The sequence below is a fragment of the Peptoniphilus sp. genome, from assembly GCF_022767005.1.
In the GTDB taxonomy this organism is placed as follows: Bacteria; Bacillota; Clostridia; order Tissierellales; family Peptoniphilaceae; genus Peptoniphilus_A.
The window spans coordinates 1-25,128 of record NZ_JALEOV010000052.1; the positions used below are offsets into that span (position 1 = coordinate 1).

The following is a 25,128-nucleotide window of genomic DNA, read 5'->3' on the forward strand; positions in this document are numbered from 1 at the left end:
TGTTTATTTTTTCTTGAATTTGTTGTAGTATTATTATATTCCATAGTTATCACCTTTTGGTTTTGTTTTGTGGTAAATCAATTATACCAAAGGTGATAAGCTATGGAATTTTTTTAGTTCAATTTCATTATACAATTAGCCAAAAATAATTTGAATATTTGAAGTGTCAAAAAAAATTGACACTTCTTAAAATTTTATATACAATTATTTTATAAGTCCACGTAGCTCAGTAGGATAGAGCACACGCCTCCTAAGCGTGGGGTCGGAGGTTCGATTCCTCTCGCGGACGCCATATCACTTGCTTTTGCAGGTGATTTTTTTATGCTTGTTAAACATCATAAAGCTCTATTACATTTATAACTGGTACTTCATAGGGATGATTTTCTTTTATTATCTTCATTACTTTAGATAAATCTCCTTGTCTTATTCTAAATTCAACTTTGTTTTCTAAAACATCTTCTATTTTTCCAAGTCTTCCTATATATGGATTTGCACCTTCTATTGGTCTGAAATGTCCTATAACCGGAGTTTCTGCATAGCAAAAGTCATAGTTTTCTTCTTTTAAAAATCCTCCTTCATTTACTTTTTCCATTAGTTTTTTTGTATTTTCTCTCGGGATAAATACTTCTATTTTTACAAATTTCATTACAAACCTCCCATCTTTTTATACCCAAATAATTAAAAATTGTTTAAAATGTTGTCCAATGGCTATAAATAAATTAGGAGGAGAAATTATGATAAAATTAATAATTAAAATCCTTGTAAGTGGACTAGCTATACTTATAACTTCTGCACTTTCTATAGGAATTCAAACAGATGGATATTCAACTGCTATTATGGCAGCTATTGTTATTGGAATTTTAGACTGGGCAATAAATAAATTCACAGGTGTTGACGCATCACCATTTGGTAGAGGAGCTGTAGGATTTGTAGTTGCCGCTATTATTCTATTCATTACAGGTCAAATTGTAGATGGATTTACTGTATCAATTCTTGGTGCTGTTGTTGGTGCTGTTATTCTTGGTATTGTGGATTCATTTTTACCAGCAGATAAACAAACTATGTAATTAAGTTTTTGGACTCGGTAAATCCGAGTCTTTTTTATTTTTTGTGGATAAGTCTATTTATTTTTTAAAATTTTGTTAAAGTTATTCACATTTTTTATTTTTTATCTACATTTGTTCTTAATTTTTTATTAAAAAACCTATGAGTTAAATCTAAATCTCATAGGTTAAAATTTATTTGTTTATTTTTTTGTCTATTCTTTCTACTGAAACTATTTGTATAACTCCACCGGTTGCCATTTTTACAATTTGGAAAATGTAATTTCCATCTTCTACAATTACTCCAGTATCTGCTTCTTCTGCATTTTTAATTAGTAGTGCAGACACATAACCTCCAAGTGTAGTTGAGTCACCTGATTCTATGTCAAATCCATATTTTCGGTTGAGTATTTTAATTGGAGTTGATGCGGAATATTCATTTTGTTCATTTGTTGTGCTGTCCATATTAACGCCAGTCAATAAAAATTTTCTTACGGCAAACAATACTGCAATTGCAACAGTTGCTATAAGTAAGTCTATCATCGTGTCTGAGTATACCAACATCTTCCTAGATATTACAAGTAATATTAAATGAATTATATTCGTATCGGTATGAGCAATCATTAACACCACAAATTCTATGGCTATTACAAGTAAAAGCACGTGAGAAAGAAAATTTTGGAATATTTTATAAGAAAGTGTTGCATCGCTTGTTATTATTTTAAAATAGTATTTTAAAATATCAGGCACTGATATTACAACTCCAGCTATTAGCATAACGGACACAACTATTTCAAATAAATTTACTAGTTTTAAAAGTGTAACTAGGTACCTATTTCTATTCATTAAACCTCCATAGTTTTAGCAAGTTCTTTTTTCATTTTTTCTAAAACTTTCTTTTCTATTCTAGAAACTGTCATTTGAGAAATGTTTAGTTCCTTTGCAATTACAACTTGTGTTTTTTTATTAAAATATCTGTCGATTAAAATAGTTTTTTCAACTTCATCTAAATTTTCCATTGCCCTTTTAAAGAAGTCATTTGACTCTATTTTGTCGAAATACTTTTCCTCTACTCCTATTAAATCGGATAGATTTACTTCACTTTCGTCACCTGATTCATAAGTTACATCAAGGGACTGAGGAGTATAGACTTTTGATGCTTCCATTGATTCCATAATTTCTTCTGGAGTTGAATTTAAAAATTCTGCAATTTCATTAATAGTTGGAGTTTTTTGATATTTTTGGGATAAAGTAACAGTCGCATTTGCAATTTTTTTAGAAAGCTCTTGGATTCTTCTTGGAACTCTAATTGTCCATCCATTGTCCCTAAAATATTTTTTTATTTCTCCAATTATAGTCGGTGTTGCAAAAGATGAAAATTCAAATCCTTTTTCTGGATCATATCTCTGTATTGCATATATTAACCCAATAGATGCCACTTGATAGATGTCGTCATAATCTATTCCCCTACCTGCGTATTTTTTAGATAGGATTTCTGCTATATAAAGATGCTCTTCGATTAAAATATCCCTTATTTCTTGATCCTCAGTTTCGTGATATTCTCTAAAAAGTTCTCTTCTCTCTTCCTTTGTAAGTCTTCTATCTAAATTGTTGTATTCTTTTAAATTCATAACAAATCCTTACAATTTTTTTAACAAAATAAATTTATTTTCATCAAAATAGCATTCATCTACAAGAGATTCAATAATTGTTTTTGAAAGAAATAATTCCTCAGATTTTTCTAACTTCTCTTCCTTGATCTCACTTACACAAATTTTTATATTTTTTTCTTCTATTTCAAATACTATGTCAATATGATCTAGATCAGTTAAACATAGCGAAATATTCAAACTTTCTGTAACTGCCATTTTTAAATCTTCTATTTCTTCAATGTTTCTATTTAATAGATTTAAAATACCAGATAACATTAATCTTACTGTTGAAAAATATTTGGCATCATTAGGTATTTGATATTTAAGTGTATCCATACTACCCCCTGATTTCAAACATATCGTCAAGCTTGGTTATTTTAAAGAGCTTCATTATTGATTTATTTAAATTTTCAATTACAATTTTATTTCCATCTTTTTCTAATTCTTTTAGAATGTAGATAAGTGAACCAAGACCTGTTGAATCAAGATATTCTAAATCACTACAGTCAAATAAAATATCTTTTTTGCATTTTTCGTAGTATTTTATAGATTTTTCTTTGAATTTTTTTGTATTGTATACATCCAATTCTCCCTTTGGATATAAAATTAAAAATTCATCAGTATTTTTTGATTCTAATTTAAATTCCATAAAGCCTCCTAATCTCCAATATAATTTGCCACAGCTACAACTTTTGCATCAATCAAATTCATAAGTTTAACACCAGATGTATTTCTTCCTTGGATAGAAATATCTTCTGTCAAAATTCTAATAATAACTCCAGAATCTGCAATTATCATCACATCATCTTCTTTTTCCACCACTGCAGCAGATGCTAAATCGCCAGTCTTTTTAGTAATCTTATAAGTTAAAAGACCTTTTCCACCTCTATTTTGTGGTCTGTATTTTGATATTTCAGTTAATTTTCCAAATCCATTTTCAGATATTACTAATAAATATTTATCATCGTATGCAAGATCAGATGAAACTACAATATCATCATGAGCAAGATCAATTGACTTAACTCCCATAGAATTTCTACCAGATTTTCTAACTTGTTCTTCGTTAAATCTTATTGAAAGACCTTTTTTAGTTACAAGTATTACATCTTCATTATTTTTTGTTAAATGAACATTAATTAATTTATCATCTTCATTTAATTTTATAGCAATTATCCCAGATTTCCTAATATTTTTGTAATCTTTAAACGGTGTTCTCTTTATAAGTCCCTTTTCAGTAACCATTAAGAAATTCATGTCAGGATCGTATTCTTTCACTGGAATTATTGATGTAACTTTTTCTCCTTCTTCTAGTGCAAGTAGATTAACAATTGCAGTTCCCCTTGAAGTTCTTGAATCTTCTGGAATTTCATATGCTTTTAATTTAAATACGTTTCCTAAAGATGTAAAGAATAAAATCATATCGTGAGTTGATGTTACAAAAAGTTCCTTTACAAAATCATTGTCTCTCATATTTCCTGAAGAAACTCCTCTGCCACCTCTTTTTTGTGGTTTATAAGTTCCCTCGCTCATTCTCTTGATATAGCCAAATTGAGTAAGTGTTATTACAACATCTTCTTTCTTTATAATATCTTCTATTTCTATATCAGTTCTATCGTTAGAAATTACAGTTCTTCTCAAATCTCCATACTTTGTTTTTATTTCAAGAAGCTCTTCTTTTATTAGGTTCATAAGTACATTATTGTCTTCTAAAATTTCTTTAAACCATTTTATATCAGCTTGAAGTTTTTCATATTCAGCTTCAAGTCTTTCTCTTTCAAGTCCTGTAAGTCTTCTTATTCTCATGTCTAAAATAGCTTGAGATTGTGCATCAGATAAGTTAAATTCTTCATAGAATTTTTTCTTTGCTTCAGAATCATCCTTTGATGCTCTTACTATTTTTATAATTTTGTCAATATTATCAAGTGCTATAAAAAGTCCTTCAATTATATGAGCTCTCTTTTCAGCTTTGTCTAAATCAAATTTAGTTCTTCTAGTAACTACTTCAACTTGGTGATCAACATAATATCTTATAATTTCTTTTAAATTTAGAATTTCTGGCTTTCCATTTACAAGTGCAAGATTTATAATTCCAAAAGTTATTTGCATTTGCGTATTTTTGTAAAGTTTATTTAAAACAACTTCTGCATTGGCATCTCTTTTTAATTCAACAATTATGTTGATTCCCTTCCGATTTGAAGCATCTGTAATATTTGAAATTCCGTCAATTACTTTATTTTTTGCAAGATCAGCAATTTTCATTATAAGTGCAGATTTGTTAACTTGATAAGGAAGTTCTGTAATAACTATTTTTTCACGATTATTTTTAAAACTTTTTATTTCTGCAATTGCCCTTACAATTATTTTTCCTCTACCTGTTTCATATGCTTCCTTAATTCCATCAGTTCCCATAATTTGAGCTCCTGTTGGAAAATCTGGTCCCTTTATAATTTCATTTAATTCACTAATGGAAATATTGTCGTTGTCAATATAAGCTATGATTCCATCAATTGATTCATTCATATTATGTGGAGCCATATTTGTAGCCATACCTACGGCAATACCACTAGATCCATTTACCAAAAGATTTGGAAATCTTGCTGGAAGAATAGTTGGTTCCTTTTCATTTTCGTCAAAGTTTGGAACAAAATCAACTGTATCTTTATTTATATCTCTTAGCATTTCTTCTGCAAGCTTAGTCATTCTAACTTCTGTATAACGCATTGCTGCAGCACCGTCGCCGTCGATATTACCAAAGTTTCCTTGTCCATCTACTAGTGGATATCTAGTATTAAAATCTTGTGCAAGTCTTACTGTTGCTTCATAAATTGAAGAATCACCATGAGGGTGATATTTACCCATTACATCCCCAACAAGCCTTGCAGATTTTCTATATGGTCCATTAGATGCAAGGTTTAGTCCTTGCATTCCATATAAAATTCTTCTGTGAACTGGTTTAAGTCCATCTCTTACATCAGGAAGTGCTCTTGCCACTATTACAGACATTGAATAATCGAGATAAGAAGACCTCATTTTTTTATTAATATCAACATCAAGTATTCCTGATTCTATAAAATTATTTTCAGTCATCTTTCACCCCTATGCATCTATATAATCTGCATAAACTGCATTTTCTGTTATAAATTCTCTTCTTGGTTCAACTTCTGAACCCATTAAAATTGTAAAAGTATCATCAGCTTCTGTTAAATCATCTATATTTACCTTTAAAAGAAGTCTGTTGTCTGGATTCATTGTAGTTTCCCAAAGTTGTTCAGGATTCATTTCTCCTAGACCTTTATATCTCTTAATATTTACTTTTGCGTCTTTATATTCTTTAAGTGCAAGTTTAAGTTCCTTTTCATTGTGACAATATCTAAGTATTTTTGTTCCCTTTTCTATACCATATAGCGGAGCTTGTGCAACATAGACATGTCCCTCTTCTATAAGAGGTTTCATATATCTAAAGAATAATGTCAAAAGAAGAGTCATAATGTGAGCACCGTCAACGTCGGCATCAGTCATGATTATAATTTTATCGTATCTTAGTTTGTCTATATTAAATTCTTCGCCAATTCCCGTTCCAAAGGCAGTAATCATTGCACGAATTTCAGATGAATTTAGCATTTTATCCAATCTTGCCTTTTCAACGTTCATGATCTTTCCTCTTAAAGGAAGAATTGCTTGATACTCTGAATCTCTACCGTCCTTTGCAGAACCACCAGCAGAATTACCTTCGACTAAAAAGATTTCATTTCTCCCTGGATCGTCATTTTGACAATCTGCAAGCTTACCTGGAAGAGTCATTGACTCTAAATTGTTTTTCTTTCTAGTTAAATCTCTTGCCTTTCTAGCAGCTTCTCTTGCACGCCTTGCTGAAAGAGCTTTATCTAAAATTTGTTTTCCAATTTTTGGATTTTCTTCCAAGAAAATTGTCAAGTCTTCAGATAAAACTGAATCTACAATTCCCCTTGTTTCTGAATTGCCAAGTTTTCCTTTAGTTTGTCCTTCAAATTGTGGGTCAGGAAGTTTTACACTTATTACTGCAGAAATTCCTTCCCTTACATCTTCTCCTGAAAGATTTTCTTCTTTTTCCTTTATAATATTATTTTTTCTTCCATAGTCATTTAAAGTTCTAGTAAGAGCAGATCTAAAACCTGAAAGGTGACTTCCACCTTCCTCAGTATTAATATTATTTGCAAAGGAAAGCACGACTTCTGAATAAGAATCTGTGTACTGAATTGCAATTTCAACTGCAGTTTCTTCTCTTACTTCATCTATATATATTATTTCGTCATGAATTGGCTTTTTCTTATGATTAATAAATTCAACAAAGGATTTAATTCCACCTTCATAGTGGAACACTTCTCTTGAATTTTTTCTTTCATCTATGAATTCAATTTTAATCCCTTTATTTAAAAAAGCCATTTCTCTAAATCTCTTAGAGAGAACTTCGTCAGAAAATTCTACAGTTTCAAATATTGTATCATCTGGTTCAAAATAAATTTTAGTACCAGTGTCATCAATTTTAGTTTCTCCTATAACTTCAAGTTCAGTTTTTTTAATACCTCTAGAAAACTCTTGTCTATAAATTTTGCCACCTCTTTTTACGGTTGCAACTAATTTATTTGAAAGAGCATTTACTACAGATACACCTACACCGTGAAGTCCACCAGAAACTTTATAAGCAGAATTGTTGAATTTTCCACCTGCGTGAAGAATTGTAAGTACAGTTTCTACTGTTGATTTGCCAGTTTGTGGGTGTATTGCAACTGGAATACCTGAACCATTATCAGAAATTTCTATACTTCCATCTTTGTTTATTTTTATAATTATATGATCGCATATACCGGCAAGAGCCTCATCAATTGAATTGTCCACAACTTCATATACTAAATGATGGAGTCCTCTTGGTCCAGTAGAACCAATATACATACCAGGTCTTTTTCTAACGGGATCTAGTCCCTCCAAGACCTGTATGTCCGATGCGTCATAATGTCTTTTGTCTTTCGCCATTTTATCTCCTGTTCTAATAAATTAATTTACCTTCACTTATTCTATAAAAATTTGCATCAACCGACTTTAAAAAATTATCAGTTTCTGTTGTAGTAATAAATGTCTGTAAATCTTTTAATGAATGTAATAAATACTTACTTCTATTTGAATCAATCTCTGAAAAAACATCATCTAAAAGAAGAAGTGGTTTTATTTTATATAAATCCTTTATTAAATCTGCTTCAGCTAACTTTAAACTAAGTACAATACTTCTTTGTTCGCCTTGAGATCCATAACTCTTAGAAGAAAATTTGTTAATCTTAAAATCTAAATCATCTCTATGAGGACCAATAGTCGTGTATTTTTTTTCCAAATCCTTAGAAAGAGAATCCTTTAAAAGCATTAAATAATTTTCCATAAGTTCTCTCTCATCAACTAAAACTGGAACCGTTGAAAGATAAGTAATATTAAGATCATCCCCAGAAATTAATTTATAATGCTCTTTAGCAATTTCATTTAATCTCTTTATGGTTTTTAACCTCATAATAATTATTTTAGTCCCATTTTTTACTATTTCTCTGTCATATACATCTAAAAGATTTTTATCCATATTCATCTTTAGAAGTTTATTTCTCTCGAATAAAAGTCTTCTATATTTGTACATATAAAAATCATAATTAAGATCAATATTTGACAATAAATCGTCTAAAAATTTTCTTCTTTCCTTAGGTGAATATTTTATCATATTGAGATCATCGGGATTAAAAAGAACAACAAACCTAGATTTTCTATAATCCTTGGTATTTACTTTTTCATCATTTATAAATAATTTTTTATTTTCAAATTTTGAAATTTCAACTCTATAATCATCCTTATAATCCTCTATATTATATCTCGTAATAATACTAGAATAATTTTCATCAACATTAATGAGATCTTTATCTTTTGGATTTCTAAAAGAATTTGCCCTTATAGACATATATATAGATTCAATTAAGTTTGTCTTTCCCGAAGCATTTAAACCATAGAGCACATTTATATTTTCACCAGGAATAAAATCTAAACTCTTATAATTTCTGAAATTAAAAAGTCTTAGATATTTGAGTTTCATTTCTCACCAATTATATATTCATTTCCATCAAAGGAAATTTTGTCTCCCTTGTATAATTTTTTTCCTCTTCTAGTTTCAACTTCTCCATTAACTTTTACATTTCCATCTAAGATCATAGCCTTGGCAAAACCACCTGATTCACAAAGTCCTGTAAGTTTTAAAAAAGAATCTAGTTTTATAAATTCAGTATCTATATTTATAGTTTCCATAATTACCCCGCAAGTCTAACTGGAAGTACAAGATATATATAGGAGTCATCTTCTTTTTCTGTTATTATTAATGGATTTACGGAATCTGTAAAGTTAAGTACAATTTCCTCAGATTCTAAAATTTTAACTCCATCTAAAATATATCTTGAATTAAAAGCAATATCTAAAACTTCTTCATGTTCTGATGTCTTGACCTTTTCAAAAACATCTCCTATTTCTGAATTACTCTTAATATTGATGTAATTTTCTAATACATTTAATTTAATAAGATTTGCTCTATCTTCTCTTGCAAGAAGAGATGCTCTTTCAACTGCAAGTTGAAATTCCCTTTTCGATACAATAGTAGAAATTTTGTGTTCATCTCTTAGAAGTGCACCGTAACTAAAAAATTCGCCACTTAATAATGTACTATAAAATACAGTGTTATCAAATTTAAAAACTATATTATTTTTTGAAATATTAAGAGTTACATCTATATCATTATCTATTATTTTTACAAGTTCATTAAGTGATCTTGATGGTATAATAATTGAATTTTCAATTCCCGTTTCCTTTTCAAGTTTTTGAATTGCCATTCTAAATCCATCTAGTGCAACGAAGTTTATAAAACTCTTCCTTATATCCATAAGTACACCAGTGAAAACAATTCTAGATTCGTCATTGGAAACTGCAAAAGTAGTTTTCTTTACAATGTTTTTTAAATCATTTGATGAAATATTTATCTTAATATCATCTTCAACCTTTGGAAGATCTGGATATTCATCTGCCTTTTGAGTAGAAATATTAAAAATAGAATCACCACACTTTAGATTCATCACATAATTTTCTACATTTATATTTATAATGTCATTTTCAAGTTTTCTAACAATATCTCCAAATAGTCTGGAATTTATTACGATTTCTCCTTCTCTTTCAACTATTGCATTTAATTTAGTCTTAATGCTTATTTCTGTATCAGTAGCAGCTAATATTAAAGTGTTATCTTTAGCTGTTATTTTTATGCCTTCAAGTATTTGCATAGTTGTTCTCTGAGAAATTGCTTTTTGAACTATTGAAATGTGTTTTGTCAGTTCTTTTCTGTTAACCTTTATTAGCATTTTTTCCTCCTAGAAAATAGTATATAAAATAGTAATAGTAGTAGGGCTTGTTAATTTGTGAATAAGTCCTTAAAATCTTGAGATTTAATAAAAATTAATATTGATAACATGTTGATAAGTTTTTTACTTTTGAAAAGTTATCAACAATTAAGATTTTATTTCTTTTATTAAATTTGTTATCTCAATTTTAAATATAGGATCATTATCTAAATCCTGAGTTATTTTATCGTATGCGTGAATTACAGTTGAGTGATCACGACCACCAAATACATCGCCTATTTTTGGAAGGCTTAAATCAGTAAGTTCTCTAGTAATATACATAGCTATTTGCCTTGGATAAGCAATAGCATTGGTCCTTTTTCGTGAATTCAAATCATCTATCGTTAAGCCATATTTTTTGGCAACTTCTGCTTTTATAAATTCCGCTGTAATTTGTTTTTTTTCTTTAGTTTCGTAAATATCTCGAAGGACTATAGCTGCAGAATCAACAGAAATATCAGAATCTGTTAGCTTTGAATATGCCATAACGCGAGAGAGTGCTCCCTCAAGTTCTCTAATATTACTTCTTACATTTTCAGCTATAAAATTCATAACTTCTTGGCTAACTTCAAAACCTTCAGAGTCAGCTTTTTTTCTAAGAATTGCAATTCTAGTTTCTAAATCAGGAGGTCCAATGTCTACTACAAGTCCCCAAGCAAATCTTGAAATTAACCTTTCCTCAAGACTTTTAATATCCTTAGGCGGTTTATCAGAAGTTAATACAATTTGTTTATTTTGTTCGTGAAGTTCATTAAAGGTATGAAAAAATTCTTCCTGAGTTCTGTCTTTATCAGCTATAAATTGAATATCGTCGATTAAGAGAAGATCTACCTTTCTGTACTTATTTCTAAATTCTTCGTTTTTATTAGTTTGAATGGAATTTATAAGTTCATTTGTAAATTGTTCACTTGTAACATATAAAATTTTTTTAGTAGGATCTTGCTCTAGTACAAAATGTCCAATTGCGTGCATTAAATGGGTCTTTCCAAGTCCAACACCTCCATATATGAAGAGTGGATTTGAAAAGGCATTTTGCGGATTTTCATAATTCTCAGAAACTGCAAGTGCTGCTGCATGGGCAAATTCGTTGCTCTTTCCAACTACAAATGTTTCGAAAGTGTATTTTGGATTGAGCCTTGATACATTTAAAAATGGCTTATTTATAAGTCCAGCAGGATTTGAATCGGCAGATTCGTCATCTGAAATAATGCTAATGTCAAAATCAATTCCAGTAATTTCCTTTAAAGCATCGCCAACTAAATCAAAGTGTCTTTTGTTATTTACGAGATAATCTCTTATAAAAGGTGACGGAACTTTAATTACAATTTTTTTGCTATCGTAGTCTATTGATTTTGGAAGCATTCTTGAAAACCAAGTGGAATATGTAACTTGAGACATAGATCTTTTTTCAAGTTCTTTTAAGAAAGATTCCCACATTGTGGAAAGTTCTTTGTCCATATTTCCTCCTCATTAACAATTTTTATATTGTTGATAAAATGTAGTTAATAATTAAATCTACAATTGTGAATAAATCTGTGGATAAAAAAATATAAACAATATATTTTAACTAGAATTGTTGATAACTTTTAATAAAAACAAGATTATTTCTAATTTTTACAAAATAAAAATAAAATTATCAACATATTATCAACATAATGTTAATAACTTTATTTATAAACAGTTTTGTTTTTATCTACAAACAATTTATATTTATCCACATATATTTTAACAAATAATGCTAGACTTATCAACAACAAGGGATTTTACAAGATTTTAAAATTTTTAATTTTTGAAATAATTAAAATAAAAATTTTAGCCTATTTACTATTAAATCATCTATATTACTTGACAATTTAACCGTTTGTAAATAAAATGATAAAGATAGAAAGAGGTGAGAATTTTGAAGAGAACTTTTCAACCAAAAAATAAACAAAGAAAAAGAGAACATGGTTTTCGTTCAAGAATGAGAACTAGAGCAGGTAGAGCCGTTATTAAGGCAAGAAGAAGAAAGGGCAGAAAGAGACTTTCAGCTTAGGTTTATAATGAAGGATTGTTATTTAAAAAAGAATAGTGAATTTCAGAGGGTTTATTCTAACAAAAAAATTTCTGGATCTAAGTATATTACTCTTTTTACTGTTGAGAATAAAAGAGATTATCCAAGATTTGGAATTACTGCTACTAAAAAGATTGGAAATGCCGTAAATAGAAATTTTGTTAGAAGAAGATTAAAACACCTTTTAAGAGAGAATTCTCATAAAATAAAACCAGGTTACGATTATGTATTCGTTGCTAAAAAGGATGCATGTGATTCTGATTTTAAAGACTTTAGGAGTTCTTTTTTTTCTGTTTTAAAAAGACAAAAGAAGATGATTAAATGAGTAAAATTTGTATGTTATTAATAAGATTTTATCAAAAATTTATTTCTACATATCTTTTACCAGGAAGACATTGTAGATTTACACCCACTTGTTCACAATATAGTTATGAAGCCTACGAGAAGTATGGTTTTTTTAAAGGTACTTATCTTACTATTAGAAGAATTTTAAAATGCCATCCCTTTCACAAAGGCGGTTACGATCCTCTCATTTAATATTGGAGGAAATTATTAATGCATTTAATTAGTTCTATACTTGGAATTTTTGTAAAGTTCATCTATGATGGACTCGCTACAATTATGCAAAATGAACCAGCTCAAGTTTCATACTTTGCACTTTCGATTATTATTGCTACTATTATTATTAAGCTTTTAATTTTGCCACTAAATATTTCTCAGATGAAAAGTCAAAAGAAAATGGCAAAACTTCAACCAGAGCTTAAAAAAATACAACAAAAGTACAAGAATGATCCACAAACTTTAGCTGCTAAACAACAAAAACTTTATAAAGATGCTAATTATAACGTCGCTAGTGGATGTCTGCCAATGATTATAACAATGGTTGTGTTAATTGCTTTTTATAGAGTGTTTTTAAACCCACAAACCTTCGCTTTTACGGATCCAGGTTTTTATGAAACAATGAACAAGAACTTCTTTTATATAGAGAATATTGATCATGTAGATCCAACTTTTATTATGCCTGTTATAGCTGCTGTTTCAACTTTTTTAGTAAGTTTTATTACTACTAAAAACCCTGCCTCTCAAGGTGCAGGTGCTGATCAGGCTAAGTCAATGATGACTACTATGATGGTTGTAATGCCTATTTTAATTTTTTCAATGGCGAGAAGATATGCAGCTGGTCTTGTTATTTATTGGACTGTTTCTAATATATTTTCAATAGTCCAACAGCTTATTACTAATAAGATTGTAGAAGAAGAGATTGAAGAAGTTGAGGTTAAGGATAAGTAATGAATTATGTAATTAAAACGGGAAAATCCGTTGATGAAGCAGTAAGAGAGGCTCTAAGTGAGTTAAATATTTCAAGAGAAAATGCTGAAATCGAAGTGCTAGATGAAGGTCAAAAGGGATTTCTGGGACTTATTGGTTCTAAGGATGCAACTGTAAAAGTTTGGCCAAAGAAAGATGAAACTAAAAGTATTTTAGATGAAATATTTAACGAAAAAATTGAACCAGAGAAGAGCCAAGACGCAGTTCAAGATAATGTTGAACTTGAAATAGAAAATAATGAAATCTCCACAGAAACAACAGAAGATAGTCTTGAAATTAGTGAAGATGTATATGTTGAAGAAAGTTCAAATAGCATCGAAGAAGAAAATGAAAATATCTTAGATGCTGCTAGAGAATTTACTTCAAAAATTCTTGATACTTTGGAACTTGACAATACTGTGGAAATGGAATTGGAAGATAATACTCTAAACATTAATATCAATGGAGATGAAAATAGACTTGGAATTTTAATTGGAAAAAGAGGCATAACTCTCGATTCAATTCAATATATTTTAAATTTGATAGTTAATAAAAAATCTTCAAGATATATTAGAGTAAACTTAGATTCTAGTGGTTATAGAGAAAAGAGAAAACAAACTCTTATAAACCTTGCAAATAAAATGGCTAATAAGGTTACAAAGACTGGCAGATCAGTTAAGCTTGAACCTATGAATTCTTATGAAAGAAAAATTATTCACACAACTTTGCAAGATTTTGAAGGAGTTTTAACACATTCTGAAGGGAAAGATCCTTTTAGAAAAGTTGTAATTCAAAAAGAAAGAAAATATTAAAAATTTTATAAGAGGGCTTTATTTTAAAAGCCTTCTTTTTTATTTGATTTAATTGTAGTAATATAGTTTAAAAGGACTGATATAATGGGAAATTTAAATGATACTATTGCTGCAATTTCTACTGCAATTGGCGAAGCTGGTATTGCAATTGTAAGAATGAGCGGCGAAGATTCAATAAATATAATAGATAAAATTTTTGTATCTGCCAGTGGAAAAAAGATAGCAGATGCTGAAAATAGAAAGTTTTTGTATGGTCACATATGTGATGGAAACAAAAAAATAGATGAAGTTTTAGTTGTAAAGATGAAGGGACCTCACTCCTATACTGCTGAAGATATTGTTGAAATTCACTGTCACGGAGGAATTGTTTCTGTCAAAAGAATTTTAAATTTAATTCTATCTAAGGGCGCAAGGCTGGCAGAAAAAGGGGAGTTTACTAAGAGAGGTTTTCTTAATGGAAGAATCGATCTAACTCAAGCTGAGGCAGTAATAGATATGATTAAGGCAAAAACAGATATTTCTTTTGATCTTGGCTTAAATCAACTTAGTGGTGCTCTCAGCGAGGTACTAAATAAATTAAAAGATGAACTTATCTCTATGCAGGCTCTTATTGTCGCAAACATAGATTTTCCTGACGAAGATATTGAAGATGCTGCCTACAATGACCTTATTGATAGGAGTGAAAAAATTTTAAACAAAATGGATAATCTTCTGGAAAATTCCAAAAACTCAAGACTCCTTAGAGATGGAATAAATACTGTAATTCTCGGAAAACCAAATGTTGGCAAATCTTCGCTTTTAAATGGACTTTTAAAGTACGAAAGAGCCATAGTAACTGACATTGCAGGCACAACTAGAGATGTGATTGAAGATTATATAAATTTAGATGGTGTTTTATTAAAAATTTCTGATACTGCAGGAATTAGAGAAACTGATGATGAAGTTGAAAAAATTGGCGTAAATATTGCAAGAGAAAAACTGAAAGATGCCGATCTAGTGATTGCGATTTTTGATATTTCAAGAGAGTTTGATCAGAACGATAAAGAAATTTTAAAATTAATCGAAAATAAAAAACATATTACTATATTAAACAAAGATGATTTAGAACAAAAGATTTCTAACGAAGAAATTGTAAAGTATTTTAAAGATGATTATTTGAGACTTTCAGTTATGAAAAATGAATCTGTTAAAAAAGTTGAAAAACTAATTTTAGATTTGTTCTTCGACGGAGAACTTCAAATTTCATCTGACACAGTGCTTTCTAATATTAGACATATAAATGCATTAAAGGAAGCAAGAAAAGAGCTTTTAGAGGTAAAAGAAAGCTTAAATAAAAAGGTGTTTTTAGATTTAATTGAAGTTGACCTCGAAAATGTAATTGCACATATTTCTGAAATAACAGGAACAATTACAACGGAAGATATTTTGGACAGAGTATTTTCTGATTTTTGTATAGGAAAGTAGGTAAAGATGTCAGATATTAAATATTTTGAAGCTGGAGATTTTGATACAGTTGTAATTGGAGCAGGTCATGCAGGAAGTGAAGCTGCTCTTGCATCTGCAAGACTTGGAGCAAAAACTCTTTTATTATGTATAAATTTAGATTCAATAGCACAACTTAGCTGCAACCCTAACATTGGCGGAACAGGCAAGGGCCATTTAGTTCGTGAAATTGACGCTCTAGGCGGCGAAATGGCAAAAAATATAGACAAGACTTTTATCCAATCTAGGATGCTCAATACTTCAAAAGGTCCAGCTGTTCATTCACTTAGAGTGCAAGCTGACAAGAGAAAGTATCACGACGAGATGAAAAGAGTATTGGAAAATGAAGATAATTTATATCTTGTTCAAGATGAAGCTATTAGAATTTTAAAAGATGGGAAGAAAGTAACAGGAGTTTTAACGAGAAATGGTGCTAAATACAACACTAAATGCGTTGTAATATGTAGCGGAACTTACCTAAGATCAAAGGTATTTATGGGAGAAGTAAATTATTCTTCTGGTCCAAGTGGATTTGGTCCAGCAAATTATCTTTCAGAAAGTCTTGAAAAAGATTTTGGAATGGAACTCAGGAGATTGAAAACAGGTACTCCTGCAAGAGTTTTGCGCAAATCAATGGATTATTCTGTTATGACAGAACAAAAAGGAGATGAGGAAATAATCCCATTTTCTTTCTTAAATATTGATAAAAAATATGATATTCAACAAGAACTTTGTTATTTGACTTATACAACTAAAAAGTGTCATGAGATTATTAGAAATAATATCGAAAGATCTGCACTTGCTCTTGGTGATATTGAGGGAAAAGGTCCAAGATACTGTCCATCTATTGAAGATAAAGTAACTAGATTTGCCGACAGAGATTCACATCAAGTTTTTATTGAGCCAGAAGGTCTTACTACTGATGAAATGTACATCCAAGGTGTGTCATCTTCCCTACCAGTTGAAATACAAAATCAGTTTTACAGAGAAATAATAGGAATGGAACACTGTAAAATTTTAAGACCAGCCTATGCTATTGAATACGATGCAATTGACGCAACTCTCTTAAAGAGGACTCTTGAGCATATGGACTATGAGGGATTATTTTTTGCTGGACAAATTAACGGGTCTAGTGGATATGAAGAAGCAGGAGCACAGGGAATTGTTGCAGGAATAAACGCAGCTCTTAAAGTCAAGGGAAAAGAACCCTTCGTGCTAGATAGATCTGAAGCATATATTGGAGTTTTAATTGACGATTTAGTAACTAAGGGAACTAGAGAACCTTATAGAATGATGACTTCAAGAGCTGAATATAGACTCACTCTAAGACAAGACAATGCAGATTTAAGACTTACAGAAAGAGGAAGAGAAATTGGACTTGTAGATGACGAGAGATATAAGGGATATTTATACAGAAAAAATGCCATCGAAGAAGAAATTAATAGAATTAAAAAAATTCAAATTAACCCAACTGTTGAAAACAATAAAATCCTAAAATGCTTAGGATCAACAGAAACTCAAAATTCTTTTTCACTTTATGAACTTATAAAAAGGCCAGAACTTGACTATAAAAAACTTGCAGTGTTTGACAAAGATAGACCTTTTGTTAGAAGTGATGTAATAAGAAATATTGAAATTGAAATAAAGTACGAAGGATATATTAAAAAACAAGAAATACAAATAAAACAATTTAAAAAGCTTGAAAACAAAAAACTTTCCAAGGATATTGATTATAAAAACATAGAAGGACTTAGGTTAGAAGCAAAGGAAAAATTATCTGATATTAGACCAGAATCTATTGGTCAAGCATCTAGAATAACGGGAGTTTCCCCAGCAGATATAAATGTACTATTAATACATCTTGAACAATTAAGGAGAAAAAATGCTAATTGATTATATGACAGATTATGATTTGGATACAGATAATATTGATAAATTTGAAAAATATAAAGAACTAATATTAAAATACAACGAACACATAAATCTCACTCGAATTACTGAAGATGATGAATTTAATGTAAAACATTTTTTGGACTCATTAAGTCTCTTTAAGACAAAAAAATTTGATGGAGAGAAAAAAATCATTGATATTGGAACTGGAGCAGGGTTCCCAGGGATTCCGTTAAAGCTTTATAACGAACAATTAGATATAACTCTTCTTGATTCACTAAGAAAAAGAATTGATTTTTTAAATGGCGTAATCAAAGAGCTTAATCTAAAAAAAATAAAGGCAATTCACGCTAGAGCCGAAGAAATTGCAAGGACAGAGGAATATAGAGAACAATTTGACATAGCAGTATCAAGAGCAGTTGCAAATCTAGCTACTTTAACAGAATATGCAATGGGATTTGTAAAAGTTGGTGGGTATTTTATTTCTCAAAAAGGTCCGGAATATAAAGAAGAACTTGAAAAAGCAAAAAGAGCAATTGAATTAATGGGTGGAATTGTAGAAGATGTAATCCATACTCCACTACCAAAGGACATAGACCACTATATTATAGTTATCAAGAAATTAAAAAAAACCAACAAAAAATATCCAAGAGGCGGAGGAAAGCCAAGAAAAGCACCTTTATAAATTTCAAAAATCAAATTAATCAATAAAATAAAGATGCTCTACGTAGAGCAACAAAGATAAAAATTATATAAATATAAAAATGCTCTACGTGGAGCAAAGCTTCAAAAAATTTTTGGAGCTTATTTTTTTGCTTTACCTTTTAAAAAAAATTCAAACATGTTATCATTAATTATATAGAAATGAGGTAAAAAATGTCTGTTGTAATTACAGTTTTTAATCAAAAAGGTGGAGTTGGGAAAAGTACCACTGTTATAAATTTAAGTTCAGCACTTGCCTTGAGAGGTAAAGAAACACTTATTGTCGACATGGATCCACAAGGAAATTCTACATCGGGGCTTGGAGTTTACGAGTTTGAAAATATGATATACGACTTTGTTATAGATGAAAAAGTAGATTCTATTTATAAAACTTCTTTTAATAAGCTTGACATAATTCCTTCAAATGGGGAATTTGCAGGAGTGGAAATTGAACTTGCAAGATACGATGACTGGCAGTTTAAGTTAAAAAAGATGATAGATAAGGTAAAGGACAATTATGATTTTGTAATTCTTGACTCTCCTCCATCTCTAGGAGTATTGTCTATGATGTCTTTAGTTGCAAGCGATAAAATTCTTATTCCTGTACAATGCGAATACTATGCTCTTGAAGGTGTTTCACAATTAATGGACACAATTACTCTTGTAAGAGATAATTTTAATCCAAATTTGAGTATTTTAGGCGTTGTGATGTGTATGTACGACGGAAGGAATAATCTTTCTAATCAAGTGGCAGAAGAAGTTAAAAAATTCTTTAAGGACAAAGTTTTTAAAACTTTCATACCAAGAAATGTTAGACTTGCAGAAGCTCCGAGCTTTGGCATGAATATATATGATTATGACAGCAAATCTAAGGGTGCAAGAGCGTACACAGACCTTGCTAAGGAAGTAATAGGTGAAATAAATGACTAAAAAAAATGGACTTGGCAGAGGAATAGGAAACTTTTTAACATCTAGTGAAAAAATAAGAGAAGTTATTGAAGAAGATAGTTCAAAACTTATGGGAATCAATGTATTTGACATTATTCCAAATGAGGATCAGCCTAGAAAAAATTTTGACAAAGATGAGTTATATGAACTTTCTCAATCAATAAAAAAATATGGAATTATTCAGCCACTTTTACTAAAGAAAAAAAATGATAAATATGAAATCATTGCTGGAGAAAGAAGATATAGAGCTGCAGTAGATGCTGGAGTAACAAAGGTCCCTGCGATTGTAAAAGATGTATCTGATGAAATTTCTAGTAGAATTGCAATCATTGAAAACATTCAGAGAAAAGACCTAAATCCCGTGGAAGAGGCTATGAGCTACAAACATCTATTAGATTCACAAGGACTAACACAAAAAGAACTTGCTGATGAAATTGGCAAAAGTAGACAATACGTTGGAAATACTATTAGGCTTTTAAAGCTAGACCCTAGAGTTCTAAAACTTTTGGAAGAGGGAAAGATTAGCACATCTCATGGTAAAAACTTGCTTTCCATAAAAGATGGGGACAAACAATATAAAGAGGCCATGAAGATTATAAAAAATTCAATTCCAGTAAATGATAACAAAAAAGTTGCTGAGACTGGAAAAAAAGAAAAAGTAAAAGATGTTTTTTTAGAAGACATAAGAAGTGAAGTTGAAAGATCACTTGGAACAAAGGTAAGTTTCAAAAAAAGAGGAAAAGTCGGTAAAATTGAAATCGAATATTATGGCGAAGAGGACTTATCTAGAATTGTTGATCTTATTTTGAAAAAGGATTTAATGTAATGAAAAGATTTTATACGACATATTTAGTATCGGCCTTTTCGGATAGGGCTTTTATGGGTAATTCGACTGGTGTAGTAATTGACGATGATGGAAAACTTTCAGATGAAGAAATGGAAAATATTGCAAAGGATATTAATCAATCTGTAATTGTCTTTGTAAGAGAATTAGATAGGGATCGATATTTAACGAGATTCTTTACTCCTGAAGGTGAGATAAACCTTTGTGGACATGCTACTGTTGCAACTTTTTATGCACTAGCAGAAAATGAATATATTAAAAGTGAAGAAGAAGGTATAAAGAAGATTATTCAACATACAAAAATTGGGAAAATACCTGTTGAACTTGAATATAGGAATGGAAAAATTCAAAATATTTATATGAATTTAGATATTAAACTAGATGAAAATTTTGAAGACGAAGATAGAATTTTAAAAATTCTTAACTTAAAAAAAGAAGATATAGGACTTGAAATAGCTGAAAATTTGAGCATGAAAAAAATATCAACGGGAACTTGTGACATAATTGTACCTGTAAAAAATGAGGAATCACTTTCTTCTATATTATTAGATAAAAAAGAAGCACTTAAAATTTCGAGAGATGAAAATTTAATATCAATTCATGCTTTCACAACTAATGATGGGAAAACAATTAAACAAAGAACTTTTTCTCCAATAATCGGCGAGGATGAAGAATTTGGAAGCGGAACATCAACAGCAGCAACTATGTATTATCTAAGTTCAAACAGAATAACAGAAAGTAAGAGTATTACAGCAATACAAGGCGATTACATCGGGAGAATTTCAAAAGTTTTTACTAGCATAACAGATAGAGAAAAGAGAATTCGCGTTGGGGGAAGAGCTTACGTATTTATGAATGGAGTTTTATATTTATAATGGCGAGAAAAGAGAAAAAATCAAAGAAATCAAAAATTGTTCTCTTCGTATTTTTTGTAGTAATTATGTTTTTTGGAGTTAGTTTAGTTTCTTCACGGAATAAAATAGTAGATATTAATCCAAAAGATGTTGATTACATTGAAATAATTGGTTTTAAAACCGACAATATGAAGACAATAAAGGAAGAAAAAATTGTAAATAAAATAGTAAAAGATTTAAATCGATTGAGAGGAAAACAGGCAAATAAAGATACTAATGCAGAAATTGCAAATTATATAAACGTCTATTTTACAAGTGGAAATAAAATTTCTTTTGTAAAAACAGGTCTTACTATTAGAGTAAATAATATTTATTACAATATTAGTTCAAACAACTCAAAAATGATTGATAATATAATAGAAAAGTATGGAAGATAAAATAAAGCTGGCTTAGTTAAAAAGTCAGCTTTTTAAAGATATAAATGGAGCTGATAGGCGGATTTGAACCGCCGACCTATTGATTACGAATCAATTGCTCTACCAACTGAGCCATATCAGCAAATAATAAAATAATTATAGCACTAATTAAAAAAAAGTAAAATCGAAAAATAATGTATTAATGATATAATGAAGATGGTGATTAAATGAAATACATAATGGCATTTGATGCAGGTACTACATCTGCAAGGACAATAATTTTTGATAAAAAGGGAAATCCAGTATCTGTTGCGCAAAAGGAACTTATTAAACATTTTCCAAAACCTGGATATGTTGAAGAAGAGCCAGAAGATCTTTGGTCAAAGCAAATAGGTACGGCAGTGGAAGCAATGTCTAAAAAAGGTATCGACCCAAAAGATATTGCGGCGATTGGAATTACAAATCAAAGAGAAACTACAATTGTTTGGAACAAAAAGACAATGGAGCCAGTTTATAACGCTATTGTATGGCAGTGCAAAAGAACTTCAAAATACTGTGAAGAACTAAAAGAAAGAGGACTTGAAGAAAAAATAAAAGAAAAGACGGGACTTGTGATAGACCCTTATTTTTCCGCCACAAAAATAAGGTGGATTCTTGAAAATGTGGACGGTGCAAGAGAAATGGCTAATCGCGGAGAACTTTTGTTTGGGACAGTAGATACATATCTAATCTATAAATTAACAGATGGTGAAGTTCACATAACAGACTACACAAATGCGTCAAGGACAATGTTATTTAACATAAAAGAAAAGAAATGGGACGATGAGCTTTTAGAAATTTTTGACATACCGAGATCCATGCTTCCCGAAATAAAAAATTCTAGCGAAGTATATGGCAATTCAAAATCAAAATACTTAGGTTGTGAAATACCAATTGCCTCTGCAATAGGTGATCAACAGTCTTCACTTTTTGGCACAGCATCCTTTGAAAAAGGCATGGCAAAATCAACTTATGGCACAGGAGCTTTTATCCTAATGAATACTGGCGACGAGCTAATAAGATCACAAAATGGTCTTGTTTCAACAATTGCATGGTCAATAAATGGGAAGATTAAATATGCACTTGAAGGATCAATTTTCGAAGCAGGTTCATGCATTAATTTTTTGCGTGACAATCTAAGGATTATAGACCAAGCAGACGATTCCGAATACATGGCAAGCAAGGTAAAGGACACCAATGACTGTTATTTTATACCAGCCTTCACAGGTCTTGGAGCGCCTTATTGGGATCAATACGCAAGAGGCAGCATAATTGGACTAACAGGCTCAGTTAATAAATATCACATAATAAGAGCAGTATTGGAATCAATAGCGTACTTGAGTTGTGATGTAGTAGAAGCAATGCAGGAAGATTCAAAGATAAAAATTAAATCACTAAAGGTTGATGGCGGAGTTAGCAAGAATAATTTTTTGATGCAATTTTTGTCAGATATTGTTGGAGTTGAAGTCACAAGGCCAAAAGTAATTGAATTGACAGCTCTTGGTGCATGTTACATGGCTGGGCTGGCAGTAGGATTTTGGAAGAATATAGATGAAATAAGAGAAAACAATGAAATAGAAAAATATTTTGAGCCAAAAATGGAAGAGGAAGAAAGAAATAAAAAGATGGATAGATGGCATGAAGCCATAAAATATTCTATGAATTGGGCGAAATAATAAAAAATAAGTTGTAAGAATGCTTGAAGATTTAATTTTTAAGAAAGAGTTTTTAATAGGATAAGGTTATCATTTTTGTTATAATATATTTAATAAAAAAATTATGAGGAGATTTTTATGGATTACAATGATTTTTTGAGAGAAAAAATGGTACCAGCTTTTGGATGTACCGAGCCCATAGCTTTGGCTTATGGCGCAAGTCGTGCAAGATCTATATTAGGAGAAGACCCTGAAAAGATTACGGCAAAGTTATCGGGCAATATGATTAAGAACGTGAATAGTGTGAAAGTGCCAGGCACTGATGGAAGAAAGGGAATTGAAATTTCTCTTACTGCGGGCGCATTTCTTGGAGATTATAATAAGAAACTTGAAGTTTTATCTAGTGTTGATAAAAGCAAGTTAAATATGTTAGATGATCTTATAAAAAAAGGTTTAGTTAAAATAGAACTTGTTCATGATATTAAGGGACTTTACATAGACATAATTATGGAGAAGAATGGCAATAAATCTCGTGTAGTAATTAAGGATTACCATACGAATATTATTTATGAGAGTATAAATGATAAAGTACTTTTCGAAAATAAAAATGAAGATGAAAAGCCAGAAGATAAAATAGATTTATCCTTTGATAAAATTTATGATTTTGCAAAAAATGGAAACTATAAAAGCATAACAGACGTCTTAGATAAAGAAATTGAGTACAATTACGCTATTGCAGTAGAAGGAATTGAAAACCCATGGGGTGCAAACATTGGAAAAATGATTTTAGAAGATGCAAAAGATAACTATAATGACAAATTAGTTGCCTACGCAGCTGCAGGTTCTGATGCTCGAATGTCTGGCTGTGAAAAACCTGTTGTTATAAATTCTGGAAGTGGAAACCAAGGAATAACAGTTTCTGTTCCTATAATTATTTATGCAAAGGACCACAATATAGAAAGGGATAAATTATATAGATCACTTATTTTTGCAAATTTAATTGGTCTTTACATAAAAGAGGGAATTGGCGAATTATCTGCTTATTGTGGAGTTGTGTCTGCCGCAGCTTCTTCTGTATGTGGAATTGCCTTTATGAAAGATGAAGACGAAGACCTTATAAAAGAAATTCTAAAAAATGCACTTGCGACAAATTCAGGAATTATTTGCGATGGAGCAAAGGAATCTTGTGCCATAAAAATTGCATCTAGCTTAAAAATGTCACTCCTTGCATATAAGCAAGCAAAGTCTGGCAACTCATTTAAATCTGGTGACGGAATAGTAAAGAGCGATGTAGACGATATGATTAAAACAGTTGGACACATTGCAAAGGATGGAATGAGAGAAACTGACGAGGTTATTTTAAAAGAAATGATTGGAAAATAAAAATTAAAAGACGAGGTACTAAATAGAAAAATGGCTTAAAGATAGTATAATATTAAGCAAAATATGCTTGCGAGAGGTGTTTTATGTCAGTAATTAAAATTGAAAACCTCACTTTCTCATATTATGGATATGTGAGACCGGTATTTGAAAATGTATCATTTTCTTTTGATACAAACTGGAAAACAGGACTAATAGGAAGAAATGGAACTGGCAAGTCTACTCTATTTAAGCTACTTCTAAATCAAGAGATTTATCAAGGCAAAATCAGCAAAAGTGTTGACTTTATTAAATTCCCACCAAATATAAACGATACTTCAAAATTAGGGATTGATTTATATAAAGAACTAATATCAGATGAGGAAGAATGGAAATTATTTAGAGAACTTAATTTGCTAAATATAGATGAAGATCTAATTTATAGAGAGTTTGAAAAGCTTTCTAAAGGAGAACAAACAAAAATTCTTTTAGCTATTTTGTTTACAAGAGAAGATGGCTTTTTACTTATTGATGAACCAACAAACCATTTAGATATGGACGGAAGAAAAATTGTAAGTGAGTATCTGAAAAGTAAAAAAGGGTTTTTGCTCATATCTCATGATAGA

General features: G+C 30.2%; 27 protein-coding genes and 2 tRNA genes. 17 read left to right on the forward strand and 12 right to left on the reverse strand.

Annotated elements, in window-relative coordinates; all coding sequences use genetic code 11:
* The first annotated feature begins 215 nt into the window (after window positions 1-215).
* Window positions 216-292: transfer RNA gene (locus MR285_RS04090), tRNA-Arg, on the forward strand.
* 36 nt (window positions 293-328) lie between these two features.
* On the opposite strand, the gene cutA is transcribed toward MR285_RS04090, so the two are convergent.
* Window positions 329-646, reverse strand: a complete 318-nt coding sequence (cutA, locus tag MR285_RS04095; protein WP_293558295.1) for a divalent cation tolerance protein CutA — start codon at window positions 644-646, stop codon at window positions 329-331.
* Between the two features lie 88 nt (window positions 647-734).
* Between cutA and MR285_RS04100 the strand changes: the two genes are divergently transcribed.
* The gene (locus MR285_RS04100; protein WP_293558297.1) at window positions 735-1,067 is read left to right on the forward strand and encodes a phage holin family protein; all 333 of its coding nucleotides are present in this window, start codon (window positions 735-737) and stop codon (window positions 1,065-1,067) included.
* Window positions 1,068-1,238: 171 nt separating this feature from the next.
* Here MR285_RS04100 and MR285_RS04105 read toward each other — a convergent pair whose 3' ends face one another.
* From MR285_RS04105 to dnaA, 10 genes are all read right to left on the reverse strand, one after another.
* The gene (locus MR285_RS04105; protein ID WP_293558299.1) at window positions 1,239-1,889 is read right to left on the reverse strand and encodes a transporter associated domain-containing protein; all 651 of its coding nucleotides are present in this window, start codon (window positions 1,887-1,889) and stop codon (window positions 1,239-1,241) included.
* Window positions 1,889-2,674 (reverse strand): SigB/SigF/SigG family RNA polymerase sigma factor, encoded by a 786-nt coding sequence (locus MR285_RS04110; protein WP_293558301.1) that lies wholly within the window; start codon window positions 2,672-2,674, stop codon window positions 1,889-1,891. The genes MR285_RS04105 and MR285_RS04110 overlap by 1 nt, the downstream gene beginning before the upstream one ends.
* Window positions 2,675-2,683: 9 nt before the next feature.
* Window positions 2,684-3,031, reverse strand: coding sequence for an anti-sigma factor (locus MR285_RS04115; RefSeq protein ID WP_293558303.1), 348 nt, complete (start codon window positions 3,029-3,031; stop codon window positions 2,684-2,686).
* A 1-nt stretch (window position 3,032) separates the two neighbouring features.
* Window positions 3,033-3,344, reverse strand: a complete 312-nt coding sequence (locus tag MR285_RS04120; protein ID WP_293558305.1) for an STAS domain-containing protein — start codon at window positions 3,342-3,344, stop codon at window positions 3,033-3,035.
* A gap of 8 nt (window positions 3,345-3,352) precedes the next feature.
* A complete protein-coding gene (gyrA, locus tag MR285_RS04125) occupies window positions 3,353-5,782 on the reverse strand; it encodes a DNA gyrase subunit A (protein ID WP_293558307.1) in 2,430 nt (809 codons plus the stop codon).
* 9 nt (window positions 5,783-5,791) lie between these two features.
* A complete protein-coding gene (gyrB, locus tag MR285_RS04130; RefSeq protein ID WP_293558308.1) occupies window positions 5,792-7,705 on the reverse strand; it encodes a DNA topoisomerase (ATP-hydrolyzing) subunit B in 1,914 nt (637 codons plus the stop codon).
* A gap of 13 nt (window positions 7,706-7,718) precedes the next feature.
* Window positions 7,719-8,795, reverse strand: coding sequence for a DNA replication/repair protein RecF (recF, locus tag MR285_RS04135; protein ID WP_293558310.1), 1,077 nt, complete (start codon window positions 8,793-8,795; stop codon window positions 7,719-7,721).
* Window positions 8,792-9,004 (reverse strand): S4 domain-containing protein YaaA, encoded by a 213-nt coding sequence (gene yaaA / locus MR285_RS04140; RefSeq protein ID WP_293558312.1) that lies wholly within the window; start codon window positions 9,002-9,004, stop codon window positions 8,792-8,794. Before yaaA ends, recF begins: the two co-directional genes overlap by 4 nt.
* 2 nt (window positions 9,005-9,006) lie before the next feature.
* Entirely contained in the window at window positions 9,007-10,101 is a 1,095-nt protein-coding gene (gene dnaN / locus MR285_RS04145) for a DNA polymerase III subunit beta (protein ID WP_293558314.1), read from the reverse strand.
* A 147-nt stretch (window positions 10,102-10,248) separates the two neighbouring features.
* Window positions 10,249-11,598, reverse strand: a complete 1,350-nt coding sequence (gene dnaA, locus MR285_RS04150; RefSeq protein ID WP_293558316.1) for a chromosomal replication initiator protein DnaA — start codon at window positions 11,596-11,598, stop codon at window positions 10,249-10,251.
* Between the two features lie 439 nt (window positions 11,599-12,037).
* On the opposite strand from dnaA, the gene rpmH reads away from it, so the two are divergent.
* From rpmH to MR285_RS04210, 12 genes are all read left to right on the forward strand, one after another.
* Window positions 12,038-12,175 (forward strand): 50S ribosomal protein L34, encoded by a 138-nt coding sequence (rpmH, locus tag MR285_RS04155; RefSeq protein ID WP_218914858.1) that lies wholly within the window; start codon window positions 12,038-12,040, stop codon window positions 12,173-12,175.
* 7 nt (window positions 12,176-12,182) lie between these two features.
* Window positions 12,183-12,518, forward strand: coding sequence for a ribonuclease P protein component (rnpA, locus tag MR285_RS04160; protein ID WP_293558321.1), 336 nt, complete (start codon window positions 12,183-12,185; stop codon window positions 12,516-12,518).
* Window positions 12,515-12,730 carry a membrane protein insertion efficiency factor YidD gene (gene yidD / locus MR285_RS04165; RefSeq protein ID WP_075659723.1) on the forward strand — a complete coding sequence of 72 codons (216 nt, stop codon included), beginning with the start codon at window positions 12,515-12,517 and terminating at the stop codon, window positions 12,728-12,730. Before rnpA ends, yidD begins: the two co-directional genes overlap by 4 nt.
* 18 nt (window positions 12,731-12,748) lie before the next feature.
* Entirely contained in the window at window positions 12,749-13,483 is a 735-nt protein-coding gene (locus tag MR285_RS04170; RefSeq protein ID WP_293558323.1) for a YidC/Oxa1 family membrane protein insertase, read from the forward strand.
* Window positions 13,483-14,313 (forward strand): RNA-binding cell elongation regulator Jag/EloR, encoded by an 831-nt coding sequence (gene jag / locus MR285_RS04175; protein ID WP_293558325.1) that lies wholly within the window; start codon window positions 13,483-13,485, stop codon window positions 14,311-14,313. Before MR285_RS04170 ends, jag begins: the two co-directional genes overlap by 1 nt.
* 84 nt (window positions 14,314-14,397) lie before the next feature.
* On the forward strand, window positions 14,398-15,777 hold the full coding sequence (gene mnmE, locus MR285_RS04180) for a tRNA uridine-5-carboxymethylaminomethyl(34) synthesis GTPase MnmE (protein ID WP_293558327.1): 1,380 nt from the start codon (window positions 14,398-14,400) through the stop codon (window positions 15,775-15,777).
* 6 nt (window positions 15,778-15,783) lie between these two features.
* A complete protein-coding gene (mnmG, locus tag MR285_RS04185) occupies window positions 15,784-17,688 on the forward strand; it encodes a tRNA uridine-5-carboxymethylaminomethyl(34) synthesis enzyme MnmG (RefSeq protein ID WP_293558329.1) in 1,905 nt (634 codons plus the stop codon).
* Complete coding sequence (gene rsmG / locus MR285_RS04190; protein ID WP_293558331.1) at window positions 17,678-18,370, forward strand: 16S rRNA (guanine(527)-N(7))-methyltransferase RsmG; 693 nt, start codon at window positions 17,678-17,680, stop codon at window positions 18,368-18,370. The genes mnmG and rsmG overlap by 11 nt, the downstream gene beginning before the upstream one ends.
* Window positions 18,371-18,561: 191 nt before the next feature.
* Complete coding sequence (locus MR285_RS04195; protein ID WP_293558333.1) at window positions 18,562-19,317, forward strand: ParA family protein; 756 nt, start codon at window positions 18,562-18,564, stop codon at window positions 19,315-19,317.
* Window positions 19,310-20,161, forward strand: a complete 852-nt coding sequence (locus tag MR285_RS04200) for a ParB/RepB/Spo0J family partition protein (protein WP_293558335.1) — start codon at window positions 19,310-19,312, stop codon at window positions 20,159-20,161. The genes MR285_RS04195 and MR285_RS04200 overlap by 8 nt, the downstream gene beginning before the upstream one ends.
* Window positions 20,161-21,054, forward strand: coding sequence for a PhzF family phenazine biosynthesis protein (locus tag MR285_RS04205; protein ID WP_293558337.1), 894 nt, complete (start codon window positions 20,161-20,163; stop codon window positions 21,052-21,054). Before MR285_RS04200 ends, MR285_RS04205 begins: the two co-directional genes overlap by 1 nt.
* Window positions 21,054-21,470: a hypothetical protein gene (locus MR285_RS04210; RefSeq protein ID WP_293558339.1), complete on the forward strand. Its 417-nt coding sequence runs from the start codon at window positions 21,054-21,056 to the stop codon at window positions 21,468-21,470. The genes MR285_RS04205 and MR285_RS04210 overlap by 1 nt, the downstream gene beginning before the upstream one ends.
* A gap of 45 nt (window positions 21,471-21,515) precedes the next feature.
* Here MR285_RS04210 and MR285_RS04215 read toward each other — a convergent pair.
* A tRNA-Thr gene (locus MR285_RS04215) sits at window positions 21,516-21,591 on the reverse strand.
* 85 nt (window positions 21,592-21,676) lie between these two features.
* Here MR285_RS04215 and glpK point away from each other — a divergent pair.
* The 3 genes from glpK to MR285_RS04230 all read left to right on the forward strand — a co-directional run.
* Entirely contained in the window at window positions 21,677-23,164 is a 1,488-nt protein-coding gene (gene glpK, locus MR285_RS04220; RefSeq protein WP_293558340.1) for a glycerol kinase GlpK, read from the forward strand.
* Window positions 23,165-23,281: 117 nt separating this feature from the next.
* Complete coding sequence (locus MR285_RS04225; RefSeq protein ID WP_293558342.1) at window positions 23,282-24,526, forward strand: serine dehydratase subunit alpha family protein; 1,245 nt, start codon at window positions 23,282-23,284, stop codon at window positions 24,524-24,526.
* An 83-nt stretch (window positions 24,527-24,609) separates the two neighbouring features.
* Window positions 24,610-25,128, forward strand: a 519-nt coding sequence (locus MR285_RS04230; protein ID WP_293558344.1) for an ATP-binding cassette domain-containing protein, incomplete at its 3' end; no start/stop codon positions are given.